The sequence below is a fragment of the Pseudomonas fluorescens group sp. genome (assembly GCF_020093335.1).
GTDB classification, from domain to species: domain Bacteria; phylum Pseudomonadota; class Gammaproteobacteria; order Pseudomonadales; family Pseudomonadaceae; genus Aquipseudomonas; species Aquipseudomonas petroselini.
In genome coordinates, this window is record NZ_JAIOKW010000053.1 from 13,331 (window position 1) to 32,605 (window position 19,275).

Here is a 19,275-nt window from a genome sequence, read left to right on the forward strand (position 1 = left end):
GGGGTCACGGTTGGCCGCAGTTCATCGGAACGTGATGAGCTGCGGCGCCTTCAACAGTTGCAAGTGGGTATGACTGTTGAAGGAAGCCAGTGCCACCTCGCGACCACGGAATTTCAGCTGGTTGAGCGAGGTGTTAACAATTTGCCAGTTCAGTTCGAAGGCCTGGGCCGCGGGCATTCGGGTAATCAGGTGGAGCAGGGCGGTGATGGTGCCACCGGAGGTGAACACTGCGATCTTCTGCGAGTTGTCCGCCGCTTCCAGAATGCGTTGCAGGCCACCTTGGACGCGCTCCACAAAGCCCAACCAGCTCTCCAACCCAGGTGGGTCATAGGTGCCGGCCAGCCAGCGGTCAATGATCAGGGCGAAGATGCGCTGGAATTCGCTGCGGTTCTGCGCGGCATTGCGCAGGATCTCCAGGGCCTCGGGTTCGGTGCTGAGCAGGTCGGGCAGCAGGGCGCGGATGATCGCTTCTGCATCGAATTCGTTGAACGCGCTATCGGTTTCCAGGGCCGGCACCGGCAGGCCGAGGGCGTGGTACTGATCGAAGGCGGCGGTGGCGGTGTGCTGCTGGCGGCGCAGGTCGCCGGCCACGCAGCGGTCGAAGACCAGGCCCATGTCCGCCAGGTGGCGACCGAGCACTTGCGCCTGCTCCACGCCGACGGGCGACAGGACGTCGTAGTCGTCTGCACCGAAGGAGGCCTGGCCATGTCGAATCAGATAGATGCTGCCCACGTCCGTTTTCCCGGTACGTTGAAAGTCAGGCGAGGTTATGAGGATGCCTGCGAGCTGTCAATGAAAAAACATACGCTTGTTTTAAAAGCGCGTTAGAGCGCTGGGTTGCTGGCTGTTTGATCACTGGCCCGAACGCGATGCCGTCGGTATGCTGGGGCAATCCGCGCCCGGCGCACCGCACTTGTAAGGAGAACTATGGATTTTTTGGCCGAATACGCGAGCTTTCTGGCGAAGACCGTCACCCTGGTGGTCGCTATTCTGGTGGTATTGATCAGCTTTGCCGCGCTGCGCAGCAAGGGCCGTCGCAAGTCCGCCGGCCAATTGCAGGTCAGCAAACTCAATGATTTCTACAAGGGCCTGCGTGAGCGCCTGGAGTCGAGCCTGCTCGACAAGGACCAGCTCAAGGCCCTGCGCAAGTCCGAAGGCAAAGCCGAAAAGAAGAAGGGCAAGCACAAAGCCGACGCCAAGCCTCGGGTGTTTGTGCTGGATTTCGACGGCGATATCAAGGCCTCGGCCACCGAGAGCCTGCGTCATGAAATCACCGCCTTGCTGAGCCTGGCCACGCCCAAGGACGAAGTGGTGCTGCGCCTGGAAAGCGGCGGCGGCATGGTCCACAGCTATGGCTTGGCCTCGTCGCAACTGGCGCGTATCCGTCAGGCCGGTGTGCCCTTGACCGTGTGCATCGACAAGGTCGCGGCCAGCGGCGGCTACATGATGGCGTGCATCGGCGAGAAGATCATCAGCGCCCCGTTTGCCATCCTCGGCTCGATTGGCGTGGTGGCGCAGTTGCCCAACGTCAACCGCCTGCTGAAGAAGCACGATATCGACTTTGAAGTCCTGACGGCCGGCGAGTACAAACGCACCCTCACGGTGTTTGGCGAAAACACCGAGAAAGGCCGCGAGAAGTTCCAGGAAGACCTGGACATCACTCACCAGCTGTTCAAGAACTTCGTCTCGCGTTACCGCCCGCAGTTGGCCATCGATGACGTAGCGACCGGGGAAGTGTGGTTGGGGGTTGCAGCCCTCGACAAGCAACTGGTCGACGAGCTGCAAACCAGCGACGAATACCTGGCCACCAAGGCCAAGACCGCCGAGGTGTTCCACCTGCACTATGCCGAGCGCAAGAGCTTGCAGGAGCGCGTAGGCCTGGCGGCCAGTGGCTCGGTAGACCGGGTATTGCTGACGTGGTGGAGCCGGCTGACCCAGCAACGGTTCTGGTAATCCGATTGCCAGAACGTGATAGCTACAACTGTAGTGAGCGGGCTTGCCCCGCGCTGGGCTGCGAAGCAGCCTCCATCCAGTCACCGCGCGCTTTCAGACAAACCGCGGTAGTAGGGTTTAGGGCTGCTTCGCAGCCCAGCGCGGGGCAAGCCCGCTCACTACAGGTTGCTCTGTACTATCAAAAGAAGTCGGCTACGCCAACCGCGTCAGGATCAGGCAGCACGACACCGCTCCCGCATCCAGCACCCCCCGCGACCGCTCGCCGAGCCGACTGGCTCGACCAATCTTCGCCACCAGATCTCGCAAGCAAGCCACCTCCCACATGGGCTTTGGGTGTGCTTGAAGTACAGGTTTTGTAATAGTTTTGCGTTGTAGGAAATTTGTGTTTCGAATGTAGGATTCAAGTCCTTTTGTTATTTCAGGACTTGCATGAACACCCTCTCGGAGCCTCCCAGTCGTCTTTCCCCAAGACATCCGCTGCCGTTGCTGTCTTTCGAACACCCCGTATTCCGACTGCTAGCCTTGTACCGGTCCACTGACCGCACTTTGCCGTGCCCGGCATTCTGAACATTGACTGAAGAGACTCTATAAATGGAATGGTTAGCGGATCCAACGGCCTGGCTCGGCCTGTTGACCTTGATTGTGCTGGAACTGGTGCTCGGCATCGACAACCTGGTGTTTATCGCGATCCTGGCGGACAAACTGCCACCGGAGCAGCGCGACCGTGCGCGTCTGATCGGTTTGTCCCTGGCGTTGCTGATGCGTTTGGGCCTGCTGGCGAGTATTTCCTGGTTGGTGACCCTGACCCAGCCGCTGTTCGAGGTGTTCGACAAGAGCTTCTCCGGGCGTGACCTGATCATGCTGTTTGGTGGTGTGTTCCTGCTGTTCAAGGCCACCATGGAATTGCATGAGCGCCTCGAAGGCCACGTGGCCCAGCGCACGGGCAATGTGGCCTACGCGATGTTCTGGCCGATCGTGGCGCAGATCGTGGTACTCGACGCGGTGTTCTCCCTCGACGCGGTGATCACCGCCGTGGGCATGGTGGACGAGCTGGCGGTGATGATGATCGCGGTGATCGTGTCCATCGGCCTGATGATCGTGGCGAGCAAGCCGTTGACCCGCTTCGTCAACGCACACCCCACCGTGATCATGCTGTGCCTGGGCTTCTTGATGATGATCGGTTTCGCCCTGACCGCCGAAGGCCTGGGCTTCCATATTCCGAAAGGCTACCTGTACGCGGCCATTGGTTTCTCGATCCTGATCGAAGTGTTCAACCAGATCGCCCGTTCACGCCGCAAGAAGTCCGCGCAAGGTGTGTTGCCGGTGCGTGAGCGCACCGCCCACGCGGTGATGCGTTTGCTCGGCGGCCGCAGCCTGGCGGTGGAGGAGGTGGATGAAGAGGTTGCCGATCTGCTGGGCGAGTCGGACGCGAGCCAAGGCCCGCTGTTTGATCGACGCGAGCGTGTGATGATCAGCGGCGTGCTGCAACTCGCCGAACGGCCGATTCGCACCTTGATGACGCCGCGGGCCAAGGTTGACTGCATCGATCTGGCGGAAGATCCCGACAGTATTCGCCTGAAACTGATGCATTCGTCCTACTCGCGGCTGCCGTTGATTCGCAACGGGGCTGTCGATGAGCCACTTGGCTTTGTGCACAAGAAGGAACTGCTCAAGGAATACCTGTCCGGCAACGAGCCGAACCTGGAGCACCTGGCGCGCCGCACGATCAACCTGCTTGAGAGCTTTTCGATCCTCAACGCGTTGGAGCAGATGCGCCAGGAGTCGACCCATATTGCGTTCGTGATCAACGAATTCGGTGACTTCATGGGCGTGCTGAGCATGACCGACATTCTCGAGTCCATCGCCGGTGAGTTGCCGGATGCCAGTGAGATCGAGGGGCCGGATATCGTTGAGGAAGGCGATGGCTTCCGTGCCAATGGCGCCTTGAACCTTAACCTGGTGCGTCAGCGCACCGGCTTCAAGGCTGTTGCGACCGAGGATTACCAGACGCTGGCCGGGCTGGTCATGAGCCTGTTGGATCGCCTGCCAGTGGTGGGCGATAGCCTGGAGCACGAGGGCTGGCGCCTGACGGTCGCGGCCGTTGAGGAGCGCCGGGTGACGCAGGTGCGTCTGGTGCCTGCTGCTGCGCATAGCGGCTGAATAGCTCGTTGAGTGTTTGCTCCTGGGTTTCCCTGGGGCCAAACCCGTTGAGTGTTTCCTTGATTTTGCCATTGGCGTGCACCACCAGTGTGGGCGTGCTAATCACCTGTTCGAGCCTGGGGGTTTTGGCGGTATCAAGCACCAGGCTTTTCACTGCCGGGTTGTATTTTTTGGCGATGGGTTCAAAAAGCTCCGCAGCGATTGTGCAGCCCGGACACGTCTGCGAAACAAACAACATGAAAACGGTCGGGTGCGCAGCCAGCACTGACTGATATTCCTCGTTGCTGGCAATGACGTCTGTGGCAATTCCCATGGTGATCTCCCTGTCGGCTGCGGTGTTTGGGCCAACGCTAAGCTGGGATATCACCCCCGTCTACTGTCAACCTTCACAGGTCGCCGTTACGCTCCACGCGTTCGCGCGCCTTGCGTGCCTGGCTTGCACATTTCTTGTATTCCAGATTGTCCCGTGAGGCCTTCGCCTGGCGGTAGCCATGGTGGTTCTGACTGGTGTAGTTGGTGCTCAAGGCGTCATTGAGCTTGCGCAGTTCTTCTTTGCATTCGCGACGGTCGTTGCTGGCCGAGGCGCTGCCGGCCGTCAGGAAAGCGAGCAAAACCAGGGTGAGACGGAGCTTCATCAGGGCGGGGTCCTTGTCGGCAGAGATGTGCCAAGGCTAGTCCAGTGTGGGGATTTTTCCAGGCTGCAGGCGCACTGCAACGGTGCGCGGCAAGGTGGTTGTGGCGCACTCGATTGAGGCCTGTCACCGGCATGTGGGGCCTTGGGTAGCAATGTGATTCCAGATGCTGGCGTAACGCCTTGCCGCTTATGAATAGTCATCTGACTGATTTATAACGAATTTAGAGACGTCATATTTTTCTGTTACGGCGTGTGGCACACTTTCTGCTGTCTATTCCGTTGTTACATACTAAGTTCCGGTATAGCGGAATACACAACTCCTGGAGTGCTTGTCATGCATCACCGACCTTCCGTGTTTAAAGCGTGTGTTTTTCTCTTCGCCGCATCGGCTTCCCTCGCCAGCGTAGTGCAGGCGGCGGACAGCAAGCTCGATGATGTGCTCAAGCGTGGGCACCTGATCGTGGGTACAGGCAGTACCAATGCGCCGTGGCACTTCCAGGGAGCGGATGGCAAGTTGCAGGGGTTTGATATCGACATCGGCCGCATTGTGGCCAAGGGCTTGTTCAACGACCCGAGCAAGGTCGAGTTCGTGGTGCAGTCCTCCGATGCACGGATTCCCAACTTGCTGACCGACAAGGTCGACATGAGTTGCCAGTTCATCACCGTCACCGCCAGCCGTGCGCAGCAGGTGGCCTTCACCCTGCCGTACTACCGCGAAGGCGTGGGCCTGCTGCTGCCGAACAACAGCAAGTACAAAGAGATCGAAGACCTGCAGGCCGCCGGCGACGGCGTCACCGTGGCCGTGCTGCAAAACGTCTACGCCGAAGAGCTGGTGCACCAGGCGCTGCCCAAGGCCAAGGTCGACCAGTACGACAGCGTCGACCTGATGTACCAGGCCGTGAACTCCGGTCGCGCCGATGCCGCCGCCACCGACCAGTCCTCGGTCAAGTACCTGATGGTGCAGAACCCAGGCCGCTACCGCAGCCCGGCCTACGCCTGGAGCCCACAGACCTACGCGTGCGCCGTCAAGCGTGGCGACCAGGACTGGCTGAACTTCGTCAACACCGCGCTGCATGAAGCCATGACCGGCGTGGAGTTCCCGACCTACAAGGCCTCGTTCAAGCAATGGTTCGGTGTGGACCTGCCGGAGCCGGCGATCGGCTTCCCGGTTGAGTTCAAGTAAATCGAAAACCTGGGGCGTCGCTGAAGGCGCCCCAATCAGGTACTGCCGACCATGAACTATCAGTTGAACTTTGCCGCCGTGTGGCGCGACTTCCCCAGCTTGCTGGCGGGGCTCGGCCTGGGCCTTGAGCTGGCGCTGCTGTCGATTGCGATTGGCTGCGTGATCGGCCTGATGATGGCGTTTGCCATGCTGTCCAGGCACAAGGCGCTGCGCGTGCTCGCCTCGGTGTACGTGACGGTGATCCGCAATACGCCGATCCTCGTGCTGATCCTGTTGATCTACTTCGCCTTGCCCAGCCTGGGCATCCGCCTGGACAAGATCCCGTCGTTCATCATCACCTTGTCGCTGTACGCCGGTGCCTACCTGACCGAAGTATTCCGCGCCGGGCTGTTGAACATTCCCAAGGGCTTGCGTGAAGCCGGGCTGGCCATCGGTTTGGGTGAGTGGCGTATCCGTGCCTACATCACCGTGCCGGTGATGTTGCGCAACGTGCTGCCCGCGCTGTCGAACAACTTCATTTCGCTGTTCAAGGACACCTCGCTCGCCGCCGCCATCGCAGTGCCCGAGCTGACCTATTACGCCCGCAAGATCAACGTCGAAAGCTACCGGGTGATTGAAACCTGGCTGGTCACGACCGCGCTCTACGTGGCCGCCTGTTACCTCATTGCCATGCTGCTCCGTTACCTGGAACAGCGTCTGGCGATCCGTCGTTAAGGAAGGTTTCCATGTACGAATCCCCCAGCTGGTTGCATGAGTTGTGGATCGCCCGGGATACCCTCTGGGCGGGCTTCCAAGCCAGCGTTTATGTGTCAGCGCTGGCCATTATCTTTGGCACCCTGATCGGCATCGTCGCCGGGTTGGTCCTCACCTACGGCAAATTCTGGATGCGTGCGCCGTTCCGCCTGTACGTCGACCTGATCCGTGGCACGCCGGTGTTTGTGCTGGTATTGGCATGTTTCTACATGCTGCCGGCGCTCGGTTGGCAGATCAGCGCGTTCCAGGCCGGTGCGGTCGGGCTGACGCTGTTCTGCGGCTCCCACGTGTCGGAAATCGTGCGCGGTGCGCTGCAAGCCATTCCCCGTGGGCAACTGGAAGCGGGCAAGGCGATCGGCCTGACGTTCTACCAGTCCCTGGGTTACGTGCTGTTGCCCCAGGCGCTGCGCCAGATCCTGCCGACCTGGGTCAATTCTTCCACGGAAATCGTCAAGGCCTCGACCTTGCTCTCGGTGATCGGCGTGGCCGAGTTGCTGCTGAGCACCCAGCAAGTGATCGCGCGCACTTTCATGACCCTGGAGTTCTACCTGTTCGCCGGGTTTCTGTTCTTTGTCATCAACTACGCCATCGAATTATTCGGGCGCTACATTGAAAAGCGGGTGGCCTTGCCATGAACCAACCTCACACCAACCCACCGCTGCTGAACATCCGCGGCCTGCGTAAACAATACGGTGAGGTCGAAGTGCTCAAAGGCGTCGACCTGTCCATGCAGCGCGGCAATGTGGTGACCTTGATCGGGTCCAGCGGCTCGGGCAAGACCACGCTGTTGCGCTGCGTCAACCTGCTGGAGGAATTCCAGGGCGGGCAGATCACCCTGGATGGGGAGTCCATCGGCTACAGCGAAATCGCCGGCAAGCGCGTGCGTCACCCCGAGCGCGTGATTGCCCAGCACCGGGCGATGACCGGCATGGCGTTCCAGCAGTTCAACCTGTTCCCGCACTTGACCGCGTTACAGAACGTCACCTTGGGCTTATTGAAAGTTAAGAAAATGCCTAAGGACGAGGCAGTGGTATTGGCAGAAAAATGGCTGGACCGCGTAGGACTTTTGGAGCGCCGCAACCACTTTCCCGGCCAGCTGTCCGGCGGCCAGCAACAGCGCGTGGCGATTGCCCGCGCGATTGCCATGAACCCCAGCCTCATGCTGTTTGACGAAGTCACCTCGGCCCTCGACCCGGAACTGGTGGGCGAAGTGCTCAGCGTGATCAAGGGCCTGGCGGAGGAGGGCATGACCATGTTGCTGGTCACCCACGAGATGCGCTTTGCCTATGAAGTCTCGGACAAAATCGTTTTCATGAACCAGGGCCGCATTGAAGAGCAGGGCACCTCGAAGGATATTTTTGAACGCCCGCAATCGCCGCGCCTGGCGGAATTTCTCAAGAACATTCGTTTTTAATCAGGAGCATAGTTTTATGAGCATCACTCGTTACGGTGCCGGCAGTACTGCCGGCGGCGGCCAGCCCCGTCCCTTCGCCCGCGCCGTGGAAGCGGACGGTTGGTTGTACGTCTCGGGCCAAGTGCCTGCGGTGGACGGCGAAATCATCACTGGCGGGATCATCGAGCAAACCCGTCAGACCCTGCGCAACGTGGTGGCGATCCTTGAAGAAGCCGGCTACGAGCTCAAAGACGTGGTGCGCGTTGGTGTGTGGCTGGAAGACCCACGGGACTTCTGGAGTTTCAACAAGGTGTTCGGCGAATACTTCACCCCGGAACACGCCCCGGCGCGCGCCTGTGTGCAGGCCAACATGATGGTTGATTGCAAGGTGGAGATCGATTGCGTGGCCTACAAGAAAAAAGGCTAAATGCCCCCACTCTCAAGCCCACCGCAAATCCAATGTGGGAGGGGGCTTGCCCCCGATGGCGGTGAGTCAGTCACACATGCATGTGCTGACACTCCCTCATCGGGGGCAAGCCCCCTCCCACAGTAGAATTGTGTCGTACCCAACAACTTCGACCGGACCGAAATTGCCATGACCGAAGACACCATCAAACGCCGCGCCAAAGGCCTGGACCGTGCATTCGATATCCTCGATTTCCTCAAGGAAATCGGCCAGCCCCTGCGCCCGAATGATATTGCCAGCGGCATCGGCAGCCCCAAGTCCACCGTCTACGAATTGGTCGCGTCCCTGCTGGAGCGACGCATTCTGGAAACGGTGGGTAAGGACGGCCACGTCTACCTCGGCCGTCAGTTGTACTTTCTCGGCCAGGCGCACTTGCGTCATTTCGACCTGACCCGCGAGGCCGACCATGCCTTGCAGGAGATCGTCAGCCAGACCCACGAAACCGCGCAGATGTGCCTGCTCAACGGGCGCAAATACACAGTGGCGCTGATGCGCGAGGGCGAGCGGCATTTTCGCATTTCCTCGGACATCGGTGAAAACGCACCGATCCCGTGGACGGCGTCCGGGCGCCTGTTGCTGGGGCACTTGAGTGACCAGCAGATCGTCGACCTGATCGACCACGATGACTTCATCCTGCCGGACGGCCAGCGCCTGCCGCTGGAGACGTTCCTGGCACAAATCCGCCAGGCCACCCTCGATGGGTTCTTTTCCTTCGACAGCGTGGCCGACACCTTTACCCATTGCTTTGCCGCCCCGGTGCGGGACGCGCAAGGCATCAGCATTGCGACCCTGTGCATCGTCGCCCCGCGCGCCGATGCCAGCAAAAACTACAACGACTATCGCCGGGTGTTGATCGAAAGCGCCAACAACCTGGCCCGGCGCATCAACGAATAGGAGTTTCCATGTCTGCCCTCAACGCTGTTGAAAAAGGCGCCGCCGCCGTCGGTGCCCATCTGGTCCGCGATGTCAGCCTGCCGGCCCTGGTGCTGCACCGCGACGCTCTGGAACACAACATCCGCTGGATGCAGGACTTTGTCAGCAAGAGCGGCGCGGAACTGGCGCCCCACGGCAAAACCAGCATGATGCCGGCGCTGTTCCAGCGCCAGCTCGCCCAAGGCGCGTGGGGCATCACCCTGGCCAACGCGGTGCAGACCCGCGCCGCCTATGCCGGCGGTGTACGCCGGGTGCTGATGGCCAACCAACTGGTGGGCGCGCCGAACATGGCGCTGATCGCCGACCTGCTGGCCGACCCGGATTTCGACTTCCACTGCATGGTCGATCACCCCGATAACGTTGCCGACCTGGGCCTGTTCTTCGCCGCCCGTGGCTTGCGCCTGAACGTGATGATCGAATACGGCGTGGTCGGTGGCCGTTGCGGGTGCCGCAGCGAGCAGGAGGTGCGCGACCTGGCCAAGGCGATCAAGGCCCAGCCGTCCCTGGCCCTCACCGGTATCGAAGGCTATGAAGGTGTGATCCACGGCGAGCACGCCATCAGCGGCATCCGCGACTTCGCCGCCAGCCTGGTGCGCCTGGCGGTGGACCTGCAGAACAATGGCGCTTTCGACTTGCCCAAGCCGATCATCACGGCCTCGGGTTCGGCCTGGTATGACCTGATCGCCGAGTCGTTCGAAGAGCAAAACGCTGCCGGTCGCTTCCTCAGCGTGCTGCGCCCCGGCAGCTACGTGGCCCATGACCACGGCATCTACAAAGACGCGCAATGCTGCGTGCTCGACCGCCGCAGCGACCTCAGCGAAGGCTTGCGCCCGGCCCTGGAAGTCTGGGCCCACGTGCAATCGATGCCCGAGCCGGGCTTTGCGGTGATCGCCCTGGGCAAGCGCGACGTTGCCTACGACGCCGGCCTGCCGGTGCCGCTCAAGCGCTACAAGGCCGGGATTCTCCCGGCGCAAGGCGATGACGTGGGGGCGTGCAAGGTCACGGCGGTGATGGACCAGCACGCGTTCATGACCGTAGCGCCTGGGGTTGAACTGCGTATTGGCGACATCATTTCGTTCGGCACTTCGCACCCGTGCCTGACCTTTGACAAGTGGCAGGTCGGCTGCCTGGTGGATGAGCAGTTGCAGGTCATCGAGTCTCTGCATACCTGCTTCTAGACCGCGCCGTTCCTATCGCGGGTGTGCCCCCTCCCACCATTGAATAGGTTCACACATCAAACGGTGGGAGGGGGCTTGCCCCCGATGAGGCCATCAGCCACGCCCGAGACAATCACTATGAACACCCAACTCCGAATCGCCCTGATCGGCGAATGCATGATCGAACTGCAACATCGCGCCGACGGCAGCTTGCACCAGAGCTTCGGCGGCGACACCCTGAACACCGCGGTGTACCTGCGTCGCGAACTGGGCGACACCGGCAGCGTCGACTACGTCACCGCCCTGGGCGACGACAGTTTCAGCGATGCCATGTGCCGGCAATGGACGGAGGAAGGCCTCGGCCTGGGCATGGTCCAGCGCCTGGCCGGACGTTTGCCAGGCTTGTACTGCATCCAGACCGACGCCAACGGCGAGCGCAAATTCCTCTACTGGCGCAACGAAGCCGCCGTACGCGACTGCTTCACCACGCCCGCCGCCGAACCGATCCTGGCCGCCTTGCCGGACTATGCCGTGGTGTATTTCAGCGGTATCACCCTGGCAGCGCTGGGGGAAATTGGCCGTGGGCGTTTGCTGCAGACCCTTATAGAAACCCGTCGGCGCGGCGGCAAGGTGGTGTTCGACAACAACTACCGGCCGCGGTTGTGGGCCAGTGTCGAGGCGGCGCGCGCGGCGTATCGCACGGTGTTGGCAGAAGTGGATATCGCCTTGCTGACCGAGGATGACGAGCGGGCGTTGTTTGGCTACGCCGACAGTGAGCAAGTGTTCGCGGCGTACCCGGCGATTGAAGAAGTGGTGCTCAAACGTGGCGCGGATGCGTGCCTGATCCGGTGCAAGGGCGAGCGGTTTGCGGTGCCGGCGATCAAGGTCGAACAGGTGGTGGATACGACGGCGGCGGGGGATTCGTTCAGTGCGGCGTACCTGGCCAGTCGGTTTAAGGGCGGTACTCCAGAGGCGGCGGCTTTGGCCGGGCATCGGTTGGCCAGCCGGGTTATCCAGGTGCCGGGGGCGCTGATTCCCAGGGGGTGAATGGCCGCCTGCGGCGGATCGGGGGCAAGCCCCCTCCCACAGTTGACCGCATTTCATCTGGAGGAATGCAGTCACTTGTGGGAGGGGGCTTGCCCCCGATAGCGGTCCGCCGCCAACCCCTCAATCCCGGTAAAACACCTGCACCAAGTGATACCCAAACTTGCTCTTGATCGGCCCGTGAACCACCTTCACCGGCTTCTTGAAGATCACCGCATCAATCGCCCCCACCATCTGCCCTGGCCGCACTTCGCCCAAATCACCGCCGCGTTTGCCGGACGGGCAGGTGGAGTACTTCTTGGCCAGCACATCAAACGCCTCGCCCTTGGCGATACGCTGCTTGAGTTGTTCGGCTTCTTCGCTGGTTTTCACCAGGATATGACGGGCTTGGGCTTTCATTGATCTCTACCAGGTGTGCGACGGCGCGCGATTATGCCTGAACTCATGGGTCGACGCTGATCATGCTGCGGATTTTGGTCGCCAGCAGGTCGATGGAAAACGGCTTGGCGACCATGTCCATGCCGTCCTCGAGGAACCCCTGGCGCTCGGCGGCTTTCTCGGCGTAACCGGTCATGAACAGCACGCGCAGGCCCGGCCGGTGCTGGCGGGCGATCTCGGCCAGTTGTCGGCCGTTCATGCCGGGCAGGCCGACGTCGGTGACCAGCAAGTCCACGCGCAAGTCCGATTCCAACAGCGGCAATGCGGTACGCGCATCGGCGGCCTGGTGTGCGGTGTAGCCCAGCTCATCGAGTACATTGACCACCAGCATGCGCACCGCCGGGTCGTCCTCGACCACCACGACCGCTTCACCCGCCAGCGCCAATGGCGCCTCGCCCGAGTGGGGCGGCAGGTTGCTTTCCAGCGACGTACCGTGCAGGCGCGGCAGGTACAGTCGCACGCAGGTGCCCTGGCCCGGTTCACTCTGAATCGTCACGTGGCCACCGGACTGCTGGGCAAACCCGTAAATCATCGACAGCCCCAGGCCGGTGCCCTGGCCGATGGGTTTGGTGGTGAAGAAGGGGTCGAACGCCTTGGCGAGGATTTTCGGCGCCATGCCGGTACCGTTGTCACACACACCGAGCATCACGTAGTCGCCGGCCTTGACCGGTTCCAGGGTGGTGATGTCGGTGCCGTCCAGGTAGCTGTTGGCGGTTTCGATGAGTATCTCGCCGCCATCGGGCATGGCGTCACGGGCATTGATCACCAGGTTGAGCAGGGCGTTTTCCAGTTGGCTGGCGTCGGTGTTCACCGGCCAGATGTCGTGGCCCAGTTGCACGTTGAGTGTGATATGCGCACCTTTGGTCCGCCGGAATAAATCTTCCAGGGAGGCCACCAACTGGTTCGGGTTCAGCGGTTGAAGGTCCAACGACTGGCGCCGCGAGAAGGCCAGTAACCGGTGGGTCAGGGCGGCGGCACGATGGGCCGAGGACACTGCGGCATCGGTAAAGCGCCCGATGTCATCGCTGCGCCCGGCGGCGATATAGCGCTGCATCAGGTCCAGGCTGCCGATGATGCCGGTGAGCATGTTGTTGAAGTCGTGGGCGATACCGCCGGTGAGCTGGCCCACCGCTTCCATCTTCTGCGCATGGCGCAGGGCATCTTCGGCGCGTTCGCGCTCGAACATTTCGTTTTGCAGGCGTTGGTTGGCCTCGGCCAGTGCCTGGGTGCGCTGGGCGACCCGTTCCTCAAGGTTTTCGTTAAGGTGGCGCAGGGCTTCTTCGGTGAGTTTGCGTTCGGTCTCATCGATCACAAAGATGTAGAAACCATTCACCGAGCCGTCAGTGCTGAAGCGCGGCAGGTACTTCATCAAGGCATGGCGTGGCCGCCCGTCGCAGTGCGGTGTGATGGTCATGAAGCTGCAGGGCTTGCCCTTCAGCGCGGCGGCGATCTTGTCCGCGCGCCCGGCATACACCTCGTCACCGAGCACTTCGCGGATGGTCTTGCCGTACAGCTCCTGGGGCGTCATGCCGTACCACTCCAGGTACGCACTGTTGTTCAAGCGAAAACGCTGTTCATGGTCGACATAGCCGATCAGCACCGGCATGGCGTTGATGATCAGTTGCAGCTCGGTCTGGCTTTGGCGCAGCGCCTGCTCGGTGTGTTTGCGCTCGGTGAGGTCCAGCGCGGCGCCGAGGAAGCGCGCCGGGCGGCCTTGGTGATCCTTGTAGCAACGTCCGCGGGCGAACACCCAGCGCACCTGGCCGTCGGCTTGCAACAGGCGGTACTCTTCGGCGTACTCGGTGCCGAAGGTGATGCAATGCTTGATGCTGCGCGCCACCATGCCCCGGTCTTCGGGGTGCACGCCTTGCAGGTAGTCGCTGATCGGCAGCCTGCCAGCCTCGCTGGGGTCGACGCCGTGCAGGTAGGCGAAGTGGGCGTCGGCGATAAAGTGGTCCTCGCCGATATCCCAGTCCCAGGTGCCCACCGCGTCGGTCGCCGCCAGTGCAAGCTGCAAGCGTTGTTCGGTGTTGTGCTGGGCCTTGCGGCGTTCGTTGGTTTCGATGGCGGTGACCAGGATGCCGGCGACACACCCGCTTTCGTCGCGGATCGGGCTGTAAGTCAGGTCCAGCCAGATCTCAGTGTCGCGATTATGGCGTTGCAGTACGAAGCGCTGCTCGCTGAAGGTACGCACCTGGCCACTGAGCACGGCATCGTAGATCGGCGCGGTAAAGCTTTCCAGCTCCGGCCAGGTCTGGTGCGCCGGTTGGCCCATGGCGTCGGGGTGCTTGTTGCCGGCCAACTGGGCGAAGGCGTCGTTGTAGAGTTGCGTCAGTTGGTCGCCCCACAGCAGGAGCATCGGCATCGGCGAGTGGACGACGATATCCACGGCCGTGCGCAGGCTTTGCGGCCACTCATTGGCCTCACCGAGGGGGCTTTGCGCCCAGTCCAGCCGCGCAATCATTGCGGCGGCTTCGCTGCCGGTGGAGGTTGCCTTCATGTAAAAACCCTGAGCGTAACGCTTTGAAAGATGACAACACCCATTATCCCGTGAGTCGGGAATGGGTGACTACCCCCGAAAAATAGCATGCATTCGGGGATTGTCTTCAAATGAGTGCGTCAGCGCTGAAACCTTTCACCTTTCAGTCAGTTCGGGCCGGTCGCGAAACTGTTCCAGGGCTTGCGGGTTGGCCAGGGCGTCGGTGTTCTTCACCGGTTCGCCGTGCACCACATTGCGCACCGCCAGTTCAACGATCTTGCCGCTGATGGTGCGGGGGATATCGGTGACAGCGAGGATCTTCGCCGGTACGTGGCGGGGTGTGGTGTTGGCGCGGATCACTTGGCGGATCTGCTGCTCAAGGGCTTCATCCAGCTCGACACCGTCATTGAGGCGCACGAACAGCACCACCCGTACGTCATCCTGCCAGCGTTGGCCAATGGCCAGGCTCTCCTGCACCTGCGGGACTTTTTCCACCTGGCGATAAATCTCTGCCGTGCCGATGCGCACGCCACCGGGGTTGAGCACCGCGTCGGAACGCCCGTGAATCAACAGGCTGCCGTTGGGGCGTTGCTCGGCATAGTCGCCCTGGGCCCAGACACCGGGGAACTGGCTGAAATACGAGGCGCGCAGCTTCTGGCGATCCGGGTCGTTCCACAAGCCGATGGGCATGGCCGGAAAGTGCCGGGTGCACACCAGTTCGCCTTTTTCGCCGACCAGCGGCTGGCCCTGGTCGTCCCACACTTCAATCGCCATTGCCAGGCTCTTGCACTGCATTTCGCCGCGCCGCACCGGCAACACTGGGTTGCCGATCACAAAGCAGGAAACGATATCGGTGCCACCGGACATGGATGACAGGCACAGCTCGCCCTTGATCTCGCGGTACACGTAGTCGTAGCTCTGCGGCGACAGCGGCGAGCCGGTCGAAATCAGCCCTTTGAGGCTGCCCAGGTCATGGCTCAGGCGCGGTTGCAACCCGGCCTTTTCCAGCGTGGCGAGAAACTTGGGGCTGGTGCCGAACACGCTGATCTTTTCCGCGTCGATCAGGTCAATCAGGCGCTCCGGTCCCGGATGAAACGGCGAGCCGTCATACAGCACCGCCGTGGCGCCGATGGCCAGTACCGACACCAGCCAGTTCCACATCATCCAGCCGCAGGTGGTGTAGTAGAACAGGCAGTCATCGCGGGACAGGTCCGCATGCAGGCCGTGTTCCTTGAGGTGCGTGAGCAGCACGCCGCCGGTGCCGTGGATGATGCACTTGGGCACGCCGGTGGTGCCGCTGGAATAGAGAATATAAAGCGGATGATCGAACGGCACCGCGACGAACTCAGGTTCGCCGCCAGGCCGGTAGAAGTCCGACCACCGCGTGACGCGGGCATGGGTCTGATAGTCCTCGACCCGTGCCTGGGGCCGTGCGTACGGCACAATGATCAACTGCTCCAGGGACGGCAGGCGCGCGAGAATTTCATTGAGCTTGGCGGTCTGGTCGATGTCTTTACCGGCATAGCGGTAGCCCGCGCAGGTGATCAGCACCTTGGGTTCGATCTGGCCAAATCGGTCAATCACACCCTGGGTGCCGAAGTCCGGCGATGAACACGACCAGATCGCCCCGAGGCTGGTGGTGGCAAGCATGCCCACCAGGGTTTGCCAAGTGTTGGGCATGCACGCGGCGACGCGGTCGCCCTGAGTGACACCGGCAGCCCGCAAGCTTTTTTGCAGGCCGGCGACATGTTCGGCGAGTTCGGCGTAGGTCAATTGTTCGCGTTGGCCGTCTTCGCTGATGGCCACCACGGCCGGGTGATCATCGCGCCGGCGCAACAGGTGCTCGGCAAAGTTCAGGGTCGCGCCGGGAAACCACTGGGCGCTGGGCATCTCGGCGTCTTCGATCAGCACTGCGCTGGGCGGGCTGCGAAACTGCACGTCGAAGAACGCCACGATCGCCCGCCAGAAGTCCGGGCGCTGGTCGATGCTCCACTGGTGCAGGGCCGGGTAGTCGCTGAGCTGCACGCTGTAGCGGTCATTGATAAAGCGCCGGAACTGGTCCATCCGCGTGTTGGCGATGCGCTCCGGGGAGGGTTGCCAGAGGATCTCGGACATAGGCAGGTCTCTTTTTATGTATTAATTCATCCAGACAACACCGGGCCAATGTGGGAGGGGGCTTGCCCCCGATTGCGGTGTGTCAACCACCCGATGTATCAACTGGCACTGCCTCATCGGGGGCAAGCCCCCTCCCACATTTTGAATGCCAGTGTCCGCTGTTACTGGGCCAGCCAGCCGCCGTCGATATTCCACGCGGCGCCGCGCACTTGGCTGCCGGCTTCGCTGCACAAGAACAGCACCAGTTCACCCAACTGCGGCGGCGTCACAAACTCCAGCGACGGCTGCTTCTCCGCGAGCAAATCATGCTGCGCTTGTTGCGGGTCGACACCGTTGGCCGCGCGATCATCGATCTGCTTCTGCACCAGCGGCGTCAGCACCCAGCCAGGGCAAATCGCGTTGCAGGTGACGTTGCTGGTGGCCGTTTCCAGCCCGACCACTTTGGTCAAGCCAATCACGCCATGCTTGGCCGCCACGTACGCCGCCTTGCCCACCGAACCGACCTGGCCATGCACCGAGGCGATGTTGACGATACGCCCCCAGCCCTTGGCCTTCATCCCCGGCAGGCTCAAACGCGTGCTGTGGAACACCGACGACAGGTTGATCGCGATGATCGAGTCCCAGCGCTCGGCGGGGAAGTCTTCGACCGCCGCCACGTGCTGGATGCCGGCGTTGTTGACGAGGATGTCCACGCCGCCGAACTCACGCTCGGCGTAAGCGATCATGTCGGCGATCTGCGCCGGGTCGCTGACGTCGGCCGGGTGGTGGCCGACCTTGCCGCCGAAGGCCTGCACCTGGGCGATGACCGCACTGGTATCGCCGAAGCCGTTGAGGATCAGGTTGGCGCCGGCCTTGGCCAGGCTCAGGGCGATGCCCAGGCCGATGCCGCTGGTGGAACCGGTGACCAGGGCGGTCTTGCCGTTCAATGTCGTCATGAAAACCTCACACAATGCCGGTGGCATAGAAAGTACCGATCACCACGAACACCGCGAGGGTCTTGATGATCGTGATGCCGAAAATGTCCTTGTAGGCTTCGCGGTGGGTCAGGCCGGTGACCGCCAGCAGCGTGATCACCGCGCCGTTGTGGGGCAGGGTGTCCATGCCGCCGCTGGCCATGGCCGCGACGCGGTGCAGCACTTCAAGGGGGATATTGGCCGCATGGGCCGCCGAAATAAAGCTCTCGGACATGGCCGCCAGGGCGATGCTCATACCGCCGGAAGCAGAGCCGGTGATACCGGCCAGCAGGGTCACGGTGATCGCCTCGTTGACCAGCGGGTTGGGGATGCCCTTGAGCCAGTCCGCCAGCACCAGAAAGCCCGGCAGCGAGGCGATCACCGCACCAAAGCCGTATTCCGACGCGGTGTTCATCGCCGCCAGCAGCGCACCGCTGACCGCACTTTTACTGCCTTCGGCGAGTTTGCTTTTGATCGCCGACCAGCCAAACACCAGCACCATGACGATGCCCACCAGCAATGCGGCCTGCACCGCCCAGATCGCCGTCAGCTTGGCGATTTCGGTGGTCACCGGCGTGCTCATCCCCGGCAAGCTGAGGCTGTGGGTCTTGCCGTACCACTGCGGGATCCAGTGGGTGAACAACAGGTTCATCACGCCCACCAGGATCAGCGGCGACAGCGCGATCCACGGGTTGGGCAGGGTGAGGTTTTCGGCGGTTTCCGGCTCGTTGCGCAGATCGGTGCCATAACCTTCACCGGCACGTTGCGCCTTGTTGCGCTGGCGCGCCAGGTACAGCATGCCGGCGCAGAACACGAAGATCGTACCGATCAACCCCAGCCAGGGCGCGGCCCAGGCCGTGGTGTTGAAGAACGTGCTGGGGATGATGTTCTGGATCTGCGGCGTGCCGGGCAGGGCGTCCATGGTGAACGAGAACGCGCCGAGGGCGATGGTCGCCGGGATCAGGCGCTTGGGGATATTGCTCTGGCGGAACATCTCCGCCGCGAACGGGTACACCGCAAACACCACCACGAACAGCGACACGCCGCCGTAGGTGAGCAGGGCGCAGACCAGCACGATCACCAGCATCGCCTGGCGCGTGCCGAGCAAGCGGATCGCCGCCGCCACGATCGAGCGTGAAAAGCCCGACAGCTCGATCAGCTTGCCGAACACCGCGCCAAGCAGGAACACCGGAAAGTACAGTTTGATGAAGCCAACCATCTTCTCCATGAACACCCCGGTAAACGCAGGGGCGACGGCGGAAGGGTCAGTGAGCAGGACAGCGCCGAGGGCGGCGATGGGGGCAAACAGGATAACGCTATAGCCACGGTACGCAGCCAGCATCAGCAGCGCGAGGGCTGCCAGGGCAATGATCACACTCATGGTGTGTCTCCATCGAATTGTTATTTTTGTGGGGTGAGGCTTTGGAGAAGGGCTATAGCGAGATGTGTGCCAATTATTTAAGTGGTTGAAAAATATAGATAATCTTTGGTGGATGGTATGCCGTTTCAGCTACTGTCTCTAAATTGAGACAAATGATGAACCAATGTGGGAGGGGGCTTGCCCCCGATGGCTGTGTTTCAGTTGCTTGGGAGTTGACTGACACCTGTCTCTTA

General features: G+C 61.7%; 17 protein-coding genes and 2 pseudogenes. 10 read left to right on the plus strand and 9 right to left on the minus strand.

The window, feature by feature from the left end:
• Positions 1-21: 21 nt before the first annotated feature.
• Positions 22-732 carry a histidine phosphatase family protein gene (locus tag K7431_RS28860; RefSeq protein WP_012723813.1) on the minus strand — a complete coding sequence of 237 codons (711 nt, stop codon included), beginning with the start codon at positions 730-732 and terminating at the stop codon, positions 22-24.
• 195 nt (positions 733-927) lie between these two features.
• Between K7431_RS28860 and sohB the strand changes: the two genes are divergently transcribed.
• Entirely contained in the window at positions 928-1,953 is a 1,026-nt protein-coding gene (sohB, locus tag K7431_RS28865; protein WP_012723814.1) for a protease SohB, read from the plus strand.
• Positions 1,954-2,145: 192 nt separating this feature from the next.
• Here the strand turns inward: sohB and K7431_RS28870 are convergent.
• Positions 2,146-2,256: pseudogene (locus tag K7431_RS28870) on the minus strand (DAK2 domain-containing protein); the annotation flags it as partial.
• 288 nt (positions 2,257-2,544) lie between these two features.
• Here K7431_RS28870 and K7431_RS28875 point away from each other — a divergent pair.
• Positions 2,545-4,113, plus strand: a complete 1,569-nt coding sequence (locus K7431_RS28875; protein WP_012723815.1) for a TerC family protein — start codon at positions 2,545-2,547, stop codon at positions 4,111-4,113.
• A gap of 22 nt (positions 4,114-4,135) precedes the next feature.
• On the opposite strand, the pseudogene K7431_RS28880 reads toward K7431_RS28875, so the two are convergent.
• A pseudogene (locus K7431_RS28880) lies at positions 4,136-4,426 on the minus strand (thioredoxin family protein); the annotation flags it as partial.
• A gap of 73 nt (positions 4,427-4,499) precedes the next feature.
• The gene (locus K7431_RS28885) at positions 4,500-4,748 is read right to left on the minus strand and encodes a hypothetical protein (protein ID WP_012723816.1); all 249 of its coding nucleotides are present in this window, start codon (positions 4,746-4,748) and stop codon (positions 4,500-4,502) included.
• A 333-nt stretch (positions 4,749-5,081) separates the two neighbouring features.
• Between K7431_RS28885 and K7431_RS28890 the strand changes: the two genes are divergently transcribed.
• The 8 genes from K7431_RS28890 to K7431_RS28925 all read left to right on the plus strand — a co-directional run bounded on the left by K7431_RS28890 (position 5,082) and on the right by K7431_RS28925 (position 11,679).
• Positions 5,082-5,930, plus strand: coding sequence for a transporter substrate-binding domain-containing protein (locus tag K7431_RS28890; protein ID WP_012723817.1), 849 nt, complete (start codon positions 5,082-5,084; stop codon positions 5,928-5,930).
• A gap of 51 nt (positions 5,931-5,981) precedes the next feature.
• Positions 5,982-6,644: an amino acid ABC transporter permease gene (locus K7431_RS28895; RefSeq protein ID WP_012723818.1), complete on the plus strand. Its 663-nt coding sequence runs from the start codon at positions 5,982-5,984 to the stop codon at positions 6,642-6,644.
• An 11-nt stretch (positions 6,645-6,655) separates the two neighbouring features.
• Positions 6,656-7,318: an amino acid ABC transporter permease gene (locus K7431_RS28900; RefSeq protein ID WP_012723819.1), complete on the plus strand. Its 663-nt coding sequence runs from the start codon at positions 6,656-6,658 to the stop codon at positions 7,316-7,318.
• Positions 7,315-8,097, plus strand: coding sequence for an amino acid ABC transporter ATP-binding protein (locus K7431_RS28905; protein ID WP_012723820.1), 783 nt, complete (start codon positions 7,315-7,317; stop codon positions 8,095-8,097). The genes K7431_RS28900 and K7431_RS28905 overlap by 4 nt, the downstream gene beginning before the upstream one ends.
• Before the next feature lie 16 nt (positions 8,098-8,113).
• Complete coding sequence (locus K7431_RS28910; RefSeq protein WP_012723821.1) at positions 8,114-8,503, plus strand: RidA family protein; 390 nt, start codon at positions 8,114-8,116, stop codon at positions 8,501-8,503.
• A 168-nt stretch (positions 8,504-8,671) separates the two neighbouring features.
• Entirely contained in the window at positions 8,672-9,436 is a 765-nt protein-coding gene (locus K7431_RS28915) for an IclR family transcriptional regulator (protein WP_012723822.1), read from the plus strand.
• Between the two features lie 8 nt (positions 9,437-9,444).
• The gene (locus tag K7431_RS28920) at positions 9,445-10,653 is read left to right on the plus strand and encodes an amino acid deaminase (protein WP_012723823.1); all 1,209 of its coding nucleotides are present in this window, start codon (positions 9,445-9,447) and stop codon (positions 10,651-10,653) included.
• Between the two features lie 117 nt (positions 10,654-10,770).
• Positions 10,771-11,679, plus strand: a complete 909-nt coding sequence (locus tag K7431_RS28925) for a sugar kinase (protein WP_012723824.1) — start codon at positions 10,771-10,773, stop codon at positions 11,677-11,679.
• Between the two features lie 120 nt (positions 11,680-11,799).
• Here the strand turns inward: K7431_RS28925 and K7431_RS28930 are convergent, their stop codons facing one another.
• From K7431_RS28930 to K7431_RS28950, 5 genes are all read right to left on the minus strand, one after another.
• Positions 11,800-12,075, minus strand: a complete 276-nt coding sequence (locus K7431_RS28930; RefSeq protein WP_003174397.1) for a peptidylprolyl isomerase — start codon at positions 12,073-12,075, stop codon at positions 11,800-11,802.
• A 43-nt stretch (positions 12,076-12,118) separates the two neighbouring features.
• Positions 12,119-14,614, minus strand: coding sequence for a hybrid sensor histidine kinase/response regulator (locus K7431_RS28935; protein WP_012723825.1), 2,496 nt, complete (start codon positions 14,612-14,614; stop codon positions 12,119-12,121).
• A gap of 135 nt (positions 14,615-14,749) precedes the next feature.
• Positions 14,750-16,708 (minus strand): acetoacetate--CoA ligase, encoded by a 1,959-nt coding sequence (locus tag K7431_RS28940; RefSeq protein WP_012723826.1) that lies wholly within the window; start codon positions 16,706-16,708, stop codon positions 14,750-14,752.
• Positions 16,709-16,869: 161 nt separating this feature from the next.
• Positions 16,870-17,643 (minus strand): 3-hydroxybutyrate dehydrogenase, encoded by a 774-nt coding sequence (locus K7431_RS28945; RefSeq protein WP_012723827.1) that lies wholly within the window; start codon positions 17,641-17,643, stop codon positions 16,870-16,872.
• A 7-nt stretch (positions 17,644-17,650) separates the two neighbouring features.
• Complete coding sequence (locus K7431_RS28950) at positions 17,651-19,042, minus strand: GntP family permease (protein WP_012723828.1); 1,392 nt, start codon at positions 19,040-19,042, stop codon at positions 17,651-17,653.
• Positions 19,043-19,275: the final 233 nt, after the last annotated feature.

What these genes read in the sequence shown, in the direction of transcription:
- sohB (WP_012723814.1), top strand. Translation starts at nt 928, where the DNA reads ATGGATTTTTTGGCCGAATACGCGAGCTTTCTGGCGAAGACCGTCACC.
- K7431_RS28875 (WP_012723815.1), top strand. Translation starts at nt 2,545, where the DNA reads ATGGAATGGTTAGCGGATCCAACGGCCTGGCTCGGCCTGTTGACCTTG.
- K7431_RS28885 (WP_012723816.1), bottom strand. Translation starts at nt 4,748, where the DNA reads ATGAAGCTCCGTCTCACCCTGGTTTTGCTCGCTTTCCTGACGGCCGGC.
- K7431_RS28890 (WP_012723817.1), top strand. Translation starts at nt 5,082, where the DNA reads ATGCATCACCGACCTTCCGTGTTTAAAGCGTGTGTTTTTCTCTTCGCC.
- K7431_RS28895 (WP_012723818.1), top strand. Translation starts at nt 5,982, where the DNA reads ATGAACTATCAGTTGAACTTTGCCGCCGTGTGGCGCGACTTCCCCAGC.
- K7431_RS28900 (WP_012723819.1), top strand. Translation starts at nt 6,656, where the DNA reads ATGTACGAATCCCCCAGCTGGTTGCATGAGTTGTGGATCGCCCGGGAT.
- K7431_RS28905 (WP_012723820.1), top strand. Translation starts at nt 7,315, where the DNA reads ATGAACCAACCTCACACCAACCCACCGCTGCTGAACATCCGCGGCCTG.
- K7431_RS28910 (WP_012723821.1), top strand. Translation starts at nt 8,114, where the DNA reads ATGAGCATCACTCGTTACGGTGCCGGCAGTACTGCCGGCGGCGGCCAG.
- K7431_RS28915 (WP_012723822.1), top strand. Translation starts at nt 8,672, where the DNA reads ATGACCGAAGACACCATCAAACGCCGCGCCAAAGGCCTGGACCGTGCA.
- K7431_RS28920 (WP_012723823.1), top strand. Translation starts at nt 9,445, where the DNA reads ATGTCTGCCCTCAACGCTGTTGAAAAAGGCGCCGCCGCCGTCGGTGCC.
- K7431_RS28925 (WP_012723824.1), top strand. Translation starts at nt 10,771, where the DNA reads ATGAACACCCAACTCCGAATCGCCCTGATCGGCGAATGCATGATCGAA.
- K7431_RS28930 (WP_003174397.1), bottom strand. Translation starts at nt 12,075, where the DNA reads ATGAAAGCCCAAGCCCGTCATATCCTGGTGAAAACCAGCGAAGAAGCC.
- K7431_RS28935 (WP_012723825.1), bottom strand. Translation starts at nt 14,614, where the DNA reads ATGAAGGCAACCTCCACCGGCAGCGAAGCCGCCGCAATGATTGCGCGG.
- K7431_RS28940 (WP_012723826.1), bottom strand. Translation starts at nt 16,708, where the DNA reads ATGTCCGAGATCCTCTGGCAACCCTCCCCGGAGCGCATCGCCAACACG.
- K7431_RS28945 (WP_012723827.1), bottom strand. Translation starts at nt 17,643, where the DNA reads ATGACGACATTGAACGGCAAGACCGCCCTGGTCACCGGTTCCACCAGC.
- K7431_RS28950 (WP_012723828.1), bottom strand. Translation starts at nt 19,042, where the DNA reads ATGAGTGTGATCATTGCCCTGGCAGCCCTCGCGCTGCTGATGCTGGCT.